The 7,092-nt window shown below is 73.1% G+C and carries 9 protein-coding genes and 1 pseudogene; 7 read left to right on the forward strand and 3 right to left on the reverse strand.

Features of this window, described 5'->3' with window-relative positions:
- From KBX53_RS16865 to KBX53_RS16880, 4 genes are all read left to right on the forward strand, one after another.
- Window positions 1–847, forward strand: an 847-nt coding sequence (locus KBX53_RS16865) for a hypothetical protein (RefSeq protein ID WP_247675747.1), incomplete at its 5' end; no start/stop codon positions are given.
- Window positions 848–880: 33 nt separating this feature from the next.
- Window positions 881–1,222: a YkvA family protein gene (locus tag KBX53_RS16870; protein WP_030329572.1), complete on the forward strand. Its 342-nt coding sequence runs from the start codon at window positions 881–883 to the stop codon at window positions 1,220–1,222.
- A 30-nt stretch (window positions 1,223–1,252) separates the two neighbouring features.
- Entirely contained in the window at window positions 1,253–1,660 is a 408-nt protein-coding gene (locus KBX53_RS16875) for a pyridoxamine 5'-phosphate oxidase family protein (protein ID WP_210860266.1), read from the forward strand.
- Between the two features lie 222 nt (window positions 1,661–1,882).
- Entirely contained in the window at window positions 1,883–2,527 is a 645-nt protein-coding gene (locus KBX53_RS16880) for a C39 family peptidase (protein ID WP_030329576.1), read from the forward strand.
- Between the two features lie 10 nt (window positions 2,528–2,537).
- Here the strand turns inward: KBX53_RS16880 and KBX53_RS16885 are convergent, their stop codons facing one another.
- Window positions 2,538–3,854, reverse strand: coding sequence for an FUSC family protein (locus tag KBX53_RS16885; protein WP_210860269.1), 1,317 nt, complete (start codon window positions 3,852–3,854; stop codon window positions 2,538–2,540).
- A 172-nt stretch (window positions 3,855–4,026) separates the two neighbouring features.
- Between KBX53_RS16885 and KBX53_RS16890 the strand changes: the two genes are divergently transcribed.
- Window positions 4,027–4,632 (forward strand): hemerythrin domain-containing protein, encoded by a 606-nt coding sequence (locus KBX53_RS16890; protein ID WP_030329580.1) that lies wholly within the window; start codon window positions 4,027–4,029, stop codon window positions 4,630–4,632.
- Window positions 4,633–4,693: 61 nt separating this feature from the next.
- On the opposite strand, the gene KBX53_RS16895 is transcribed toward KBX53_RS16890, so the two are convergent.
- On the reverse strand, window positions 4,694–4,876 hold the full coding sequence (locus KBX53_RS16895; RefSeq protein WP_036410893.1) for an antitoxin: 183 nt from the start codon (window positions 4,874–4,876) through the stop codon (window positions 4,694–4,696).
- A 201-nt stretch (window positions 4,877–5,077) separates the two neighbouring features.
- Between KBX53_RS16895 and KBX53_RS16900 the strand changes: the two genes are divergently transcribed.
- A complete protein-coding gene (locus tag KBX53_RS16900; RefSeq protein ID WP_051708223.1) occupies window positions 5,078–6,178 on the forward strand; it encodes an AI-2E family transporter in 1,101 nt (366 codons plus the stop codon).
- Here KBX53_RS16900 and KBX53_RS16905 read toward each other — a convergent pair whose 3' ends face one another.
- Window positions 6,179–6,832, reverse strand: a complete 654-nt coding sequence (locus KBX53_RS16905; protein WP_210860270.1) for a dienelactone hydrolase family protein — start codon at window positions 6,830–6,832, stop codon at window positions 6,179–6,181. It abuts the gene before it with no gap.
- Between the two features lie 23 nt (window positions 6,833–6,855).
- On the opposite strand from KBX53_RS16905, the pseudogene KBX53_RS16910 reads away from it, so the two are divergent.
- Window positions 6,856–7,092: pseudogene (locus KBX53_RS16910) on the forward strand (hypothetical protein); the annotation flags it as partial.

Below are 7,092 nucleotides of genomic sequence, written 5' to 3' on the forward strand. Positions count from 1 at the left end.
CCCCGCCTTCGACCGCGAGGTGCTGAACATGCAACCCGTCCTCGCCGCCGGCCTGCCGGACCACGCCCGGGCCGCCGTCATCGGGCTGAGCCGGCTGGGGGTGGTCGCTGTCGCCGTCTCCGCGCTGCTGCTGCGGCCGGGCCGGTTCCGCTTCGATCCGGGCGCCCGGATCCGCCGCGCCGCCATGCCGAGCCAACTGGAACAGGCGCAGGAGGAGCGGGAGCAGAGCCGCTACGCGCAGGAGGTCGCGGTGGCCGCGGAACGGGCGAGCACCACGGTGCGGCGTCGCCGGGCGGAGTGGGTGGCCGCGCAGGAGGAGGTCGAGGCGGCCTGGTCGGCGTACGAGGCGGCCGAGGCTGGCGTGCGGCGGCTCGACGCGGCGGCCGCGATGCCGCTGCCGCACACCGCACGGACTCCCGCCGAGTACGCCGACCGCGAACGCTACCTGCACCGGGCGGCCCTGGACGCGTACTGGCGGCGGGAGCTGTCGGTGGAGCAGCTCAGCGACGTCTTCGCGCATCGCGACGGCTGGGACCCGCGACTGCACCCGGTCGAGCAGGAGCTGGTGCTCCAGCGGGCGATCCGGGACAACCTGGCGGCCAGGCACGCCGCGGCCCGCGAGCGGGAGCAGGCCGCGTGGCGGGCGGCGGAGTTGGCGGTGGCCGCGGCTCGGAGTCTGCGCGAGGAGGCGCACGCGGCGACCGGACGGCGGGTCGCCGAGTCGGCGTCGGTGCTGCCGCTGAGCGAGGTTGCCCGACCGTTGGGCGCGCAGGCCCGGGAGAACGTGGAGCAGACCCGGGAGAACAAGGTGACCGCCCGCGGCCGCGCGACGGTGCCCGCGTTCTGAGCCCGGCGGGTTCATCTGGGTTAGCGTGACGGCATGTCCCGACAGGCGTGGGTCCTCGTGGTGGTCGCCGGCATCCTGGCGCTGGCCACACTGGTCGGTGCCGTGGTGCTGGCGGTGCGGGTGGTGCGTACCCGGCGGATGCTGACCGGGCTCGGCGCGGGCGGCAAGGTCGCCTTCTACGGGGCGCTGATCTACACGATCTTCCCGGTCGACGTGCTGCCGGACCCGATCTACCTGGATGACATGGGGGTGCTGGCCGCCGCGTTGATCTATCTGACCCGGCTGGTGCACCAGCGGCGGGCGGCTGGTCGCCAGCTGCCCGGTCAGCCGGACGCCCCACCGAACCCAGAGCGGGCCCGCCGCCGCGTGCGATGATCCAGGTCGGTTCGGGGACGGGGGACGGGCATGGCGGGCGATCATCGGTTGGACCTGCACGATGAGCGTGTTGCCGCCTTTTGCGCGGAACGGCACCTCGCGACGCTGACGACAGTGCGTGCGGACGGCACCCCGCACGTCGTACCGGTCGGGGTGACCCTCGACCCGGCGGCCGGGCTGGCCCGGGTGATCACCTCCGGCACCTCCCGCAAGGCCCGCCAGGTGGCGGCGGCCGGCCCGGAGGGCGCGGCGGTGGCAGTGTGCCACGTGGATGGCCGCCGCTGGTGGACCGTCGCGGGTCGCGCCGTGCTGCGGTCGGATCCGGCCGCCGTGGCGGAGGCGGAGCGGCGGTACGCCGAGCGGTACCGGACACCGCGCCCGAATCCGGAGCGGGTGGTCATCGAGATCACCGTGACCAGGCTGTTGGGCAGTCTCTGAGCGGCCGTTCGTCCCCGATGACCGGTTCGGGCCGGCCGGGAGGTTGTGCCGTCCCCGGTGCCCGCAGCCGGCGGAATTCTCGGTGAAGCAGAGCGGTTACGCAGTCGGTACGCCCTGGGCCGAGACCACCGATGGTCGGCCCCTGTGTTGCGCCGAGCGCCATTCCCGGTGCTGCCGCCGTCCGCCTGCCGGAGGCGCCAACCCCCGAACGGAGACTCGACAATGAACCCGATCGTCCAGAAGAGCGGCCTGTCCGTCGCCGGCCTGCTTGTCGCCGGTGGGTGCGCCCTCGGCCCGGCGGTGGCCGCGCAGGCCGCCCCGGCGCCGGCCGCCCCGGCGTCGTCGAGCCAGAACGACAGGCACGCCGAGCGGATCCTCGGCGTCGACTACCAGGCCCAGCCGAACTTCTACTACTGCGGCCCGGCCGCGACCCGGATCGCGCTGTCCGCCCAGGGCAAGGCGCTCTCCCAGGACGAGGTGGCCCGACTGCTCGGCACCACCGAGGCGGGCACCCCCTCGGCCCTGGACACCACCCGGGTGCTGAACGAACTGACCGGCGGCAAGTACCGGACCACCGAGATCCGTGATTCGGTGGCCCGCCCGGACCAGGTCGAGCAGTTGCGCCGGGACGTGCTGGCCGCCGTGGACGCCGGCCGGCCGGTGGTGGCGAACATCAAGGGCACGACAGTCGACACCGACGGCAACCCGCACTCGTACGAGGGCGGCCACTACCTGACCCTGGTCGGCTACCGCGACGGCGGTGACACCATCCGGGTCGCCGACCCGGCCGACCCGGCGGTGGGCGAGTACTGGATGAGCCTGCCCAAGGTCGCCAACTGGATCGCCGAGCGCGGCTACTCCTCCTGACCGTGACGGTTCACCGGGCCGGCCTCTCCCGTGCGGGGAGGCCGGCCCGGTTCTCGTTACGGCTCCGCGCGGCGAGGTGTGCGCGCCGACGGGCCCGGGCGGCCCGCGTCGGTCGGGTCCGGTGCAGCTCTCGCCGAACCGGCGGGTGGATCTCCGCCTCGCCGGCACCGGCCGCCCGGCGCACGATCCGGTTCGCGTCCACGGGTTCGCAACCGGCGGCCCGGAGCAGATCGCTCGCGGCGGTACGCAGTCCGGTGACGAGGGATTCGCCGAACGAGTGGACCCCGCTCTCCGAGGCCCGCCCGGCCAACTCGGCGCACTGCTCGACCAACTGGCGGGTGCACCGGGGGTCGTCACCGACCCTGCACTCCGTACGCATCACCACCACCGCCTGGCCCAACCGACGCATCGCCTCCGGCAGCTCCGCCGGGATCGGCTCGTCGTACTGCAGCGCGGTGGTCGACCAGCGGGCCATGGCACGGCTGTCCAGCAACAGCCGCTCCAGGTGAGCGGCGCTGCGGGCGTACCGGTGGTACTGCTGCCGGCGGTGCCAACGGACCGGAGCGATGGTGACCACCTCCTCGGCGCCGCTGAGCGCGTCGTGCAGCCGGCCCAGGGCGTCATCGGTGCCGCGCTGCCGCTCCAGGACGCCCACGGTCCGGCCACCGTCGCGGTCGCGCAGCGCCTGCGCCAGCTCGGCGAGTTGTTCGCAGACGATCGTGAAGATCGGCGCCGCGGCCCGGTCCAGCACCCGCATCGGGTTGACCGGCAACAACAGGGCGACCACCACCAGGCCGACCGCCCCGCCGACGAGCGCGTCGAAGATCCGGGGCAGCTCCAGGCCACGTTCCATCGGTGCCAGCGTGGCGATCAGCACCGCGGTACCACCGGCCTGACCGACCAGCGGGCCACCCTTCCCGGCCACCAGCAACGCGGCGGCGATGGCCAGCGCGACGACCACGCCGGTCTGCCACGGCCCCGAGCCGAGCAGGAATCGCAGCGTGTCGCCGATGATGATGCCCAGGGCCACGCCGGCCAACAGCTCGAAGGTGCGCCGGGCCCGCTGCCCGATGGCGGTGGCGATCGTACCGACGGCGGCGGCGGGAGCGAAGACGTGCGATCCCTGGCCGAGCAGGCTGTCGGCGAGGAGGGCGGCGATCGCCGCGGCCAACCCGGACTGGACGGAGATCACCAGGGTGATCTCCCACTGCCGGGCTCGGATCTTGCCGGCCTGCCCACCACGGTGCCGAACCCGCCGAACCGTCCGCTCGGCGGTCTCGTCGAGCCGCGACCGTCGGAGGTCGGCGGGTGGGCGGTCGTCGGCCATGGCGGCGGTTACCCCGGCAACGGCGGGGCAATCTCGGCGGCTGGGCAAGCCGTCTCCCGGCGAGCCCCAACGACACCCCCGAACACATCGTCAACCATTGGTTTGCGCAGCCCCGTGGGGGTACCAGAGCCACACACCTCCCACCGATCCGCAACCGGTAAGGGGCCGTCACATGACCAATCCACCGACCGCCGACGACCACGACGCCGTCGACATCCTGGTCTCCGACCACCGGGAGATCGAGGCAGTCCTCGTCGAGTTGGCGACCCGGCAGGGCACCCCCGAGCACCGCCGGCACCTCGTCGACGTGGTGATCGCCGAACTCGTCCGCCACTCGGTGGCCGAGGAGGCGTACGTGTATCCGATCGCCCGCAAGGTACTGCCCGACGGCAACGAGATCGCCGACCGCGAGATCGCGGAGCACGCCGACGCCGAACGAACCATGAAGGAGTTGGAGTCCACCGACGCGTCCGCCCCCCGCTTCGACGAGCTGCTCACCCAGTTGACCGCCATCGTGCGCGGTCACGTGGCGGAGGAGGAGAAGGAGCTCTTTCCGCGGCTGCGCGCGGCGACCGCCCGGGAGGAGCTGGTCGAGGCGGCGGCCAAGGTGACGGCGATCAAGGAGATCGGGCCGACCCGGCCACATCCGGGAAGCCCGGACCATCCGCCGGCGAACAAGCTGATCGCACCCGGCATCGGCCTGGTCGACCGGCTACGCGACGCGTTGAGCGGCCGGCCCACCTCGATGGACGAGCTACACCACAAGCGACAGCGCTGACCCGCGCACCGGGTGGACCGGGCGCTCCCGGGTCGCCGACGCGGCCCGGGAGCAGCGCGGGTCAGCGGACCTGGTCACCCTCACCGGTACGCGCCTGGGCCTGGTCCACGCCCTTGTCGATCTGGTCGTCGTACTTGCCGCCGGTGCGCTTGTCGGCCATCTCGCCGGCCTTCTCCGCGCCCTGGTCGACCTGCTTGTCGTGCTTGTCCGCGAAGTCCTTGGCCTTGTCCATGAAGTCACCCACGGCGTTCCTCCTCAGTCCGGTCCGTCCCCTTCGCGTTCCCTCGACCCGACAGCGCAAACGCCGCCGTCGCGGGGGCGATTGGCGAACACCCACCCGCGTCACCCCGGCCGGCGTACGATCCGCGCGGGCGCCGGCCGGTCATTCGGGTGTCGCGGCACGACCGACCGGGTACCGACCTCGTCGAGATCGAGGAGGACCGACATGGCCGCAGAGGAACCCGGAGCGACAGGCGGCCCCGGGCCGCGCCAGACCTGGACGGCGTTGCCGTGGCTGGTCCGAACCGCGGTGTTGTGGAGCGCCTGCCTGGTGGTGGTCGCCGCCGGGCTCTATCTGCTGGGCAAGATCGCCGTCCTGTTGGCGCCGCTGGCCATCGCGCTGGCCGCCACCATCTTCCTCACCGCGCTGCTCGATCCGGTCCTGCTGCTGCTGCGCCGGTTGCGGCTGCCGGCGGCGCTCGCCGCGCTCTGCACGGTCCTGCTGCTGCTCGGCATCCTGGTCGGCGTCGGCGCACTGGTGTGGAACCTGACCGCCAGCCAGTTCGACCAGCTCAGCCAGGAGTTGACGCAGGGGGTGGATCGCAGCCGCGACTTCGTGACGTCCACGCTGCCGGTCAGCGAGGCACAGCTGGACCGGTTGGTGGACCAGGCCCGGCAGGGGCTCAGTGGCAGTTCTCCGGACCCGGTGGCCGGCGCCCGGACCGTCACCGAGGTGTTCGGCTCCGCGCTGCTGGCGCTGGTGCTGCTCTTCTTCCTGCTCAAGGATGGCCGGTCGATGTGGCACTGGGTGCTGTCGCGGGTGTCCGGCCCGAACCAGCCGGTGCTGGCCGAGGCCGGCCGGGCCGGTTGGCAGACGTTGGGCGCGTACAGCCGGGGCACCATGTTCATCGCCGCTGTCGACGCGCTGGGCATCGGGTTGGCTCTCGTGGTGCTCCAGGTGCCCCTCGCCCTGCCGCTGGCGTTGATCACGTTCCTCGGCGGGTTCGTGCCGATCATCGGGGCGACGGTGGCGGGCGCGGTGGCGGTGCTGGTGGCGCTGGCCGCGAACGGTCCCACCACCGCTCTGCTCACCCTCGCGGCGGTGATCGCCGTCCAGCAGATCGAGGGCAACCTGCTGGAACCACTGGTCATGAAACGGCAGGTCCGGCTGCATCCGGCGGTGATCCTGGTGGCGGTCACCGCGGGCACGCTGATCGCGGGGATCGCTGGCGCCTTCGTCAGCGTCCCGATCACCGCAGTCCTCTGGAGGGTCATCGACACCGTCCAACAGCGCCGCTCGGCCTCGGCCCTGCTACCCACGCAGTGATCATCGGCTGAGGTGCGCGGTGAACCAGGCGGCGGCCTGGTCGGCGACCTGCTCAAGGGTGCCCGGCTCCTCGAAGAGATGGGTGGCGCCGGGGATCACCCGCAGCTCGCCGGCCTCCCCCAGCTCGGCCAGCGCCTGCTCGTTGAGCGCGATCACCTCTTCGTCCAGCCCGCCCACCAACAGCAACGTCGGGGTACGCACCTGGGCCAGCGCGTCCCCGGCCAGATCTGGTCGACCACCCCGGCTGACCACGGCAGCCACCCGATCGGCGCGCGACGCCGCCGCGACCAGGGCAGCGGCAGCACCCGTACTGGCCCCGAACAGGCCGATCGGCACGTCGCCGGCCGGACGCCCGGTGGCGAGCCAGTCGACGATCCCGGCCAGCCGGCTGGCCAACAGCCCGATGCCGAAGCGCAGTTCGGCGGTTCGCGTGTCCACCTCGTCCTCGACCGGGGTGAGCAGATCCACCAGCACGGTGGCGAGCCCACTGTCGTTCAGTGTCCGGGCCACCGACACGTTGCGCGGGCTGTGCCGGGAACTGCCACTGCCGTGCGCGAACAGCACCACGCCGACCGGCTGGGCGGGCAGCGTCAGGTCGGCGGGGAGCTGGGCCTCCCCGATCGGCACCATCACCGTGCTGCGCTGCTCGTCCATGCCTCACCTCCGGGTGCTCACCGGTGCTGCGCGTACCCGGCCCGGCGCGCGCCACGCACGCCGGGGCGGTGTCACCGCCGGGCCGTGGGCGCGCCGCCGGGCCGCGTTTGCCCGCTGGGGCGTCGGGTACGCGACGAGCGACCGCAGACCGTGTCGGCGCCACCGCGCCCCGACGGATCGCGAGGATCGCCATGGCCAAGCAGCAGATCTCCCGGCAGCAGCAGCTGACCGAGCAGGCCCAGCGGGAACAGGACGCCGAG

This window comes from Micromonospora sp. M51 (assembly GCF_018070305.1).
In the GTDB taxonomy this organism is placed as follows: Bacteria; Actinomycetota; Actinomycetes; order Mycobacteriales; family Micromonosporaceae; genus Micromonospora; species Micromonospora parva.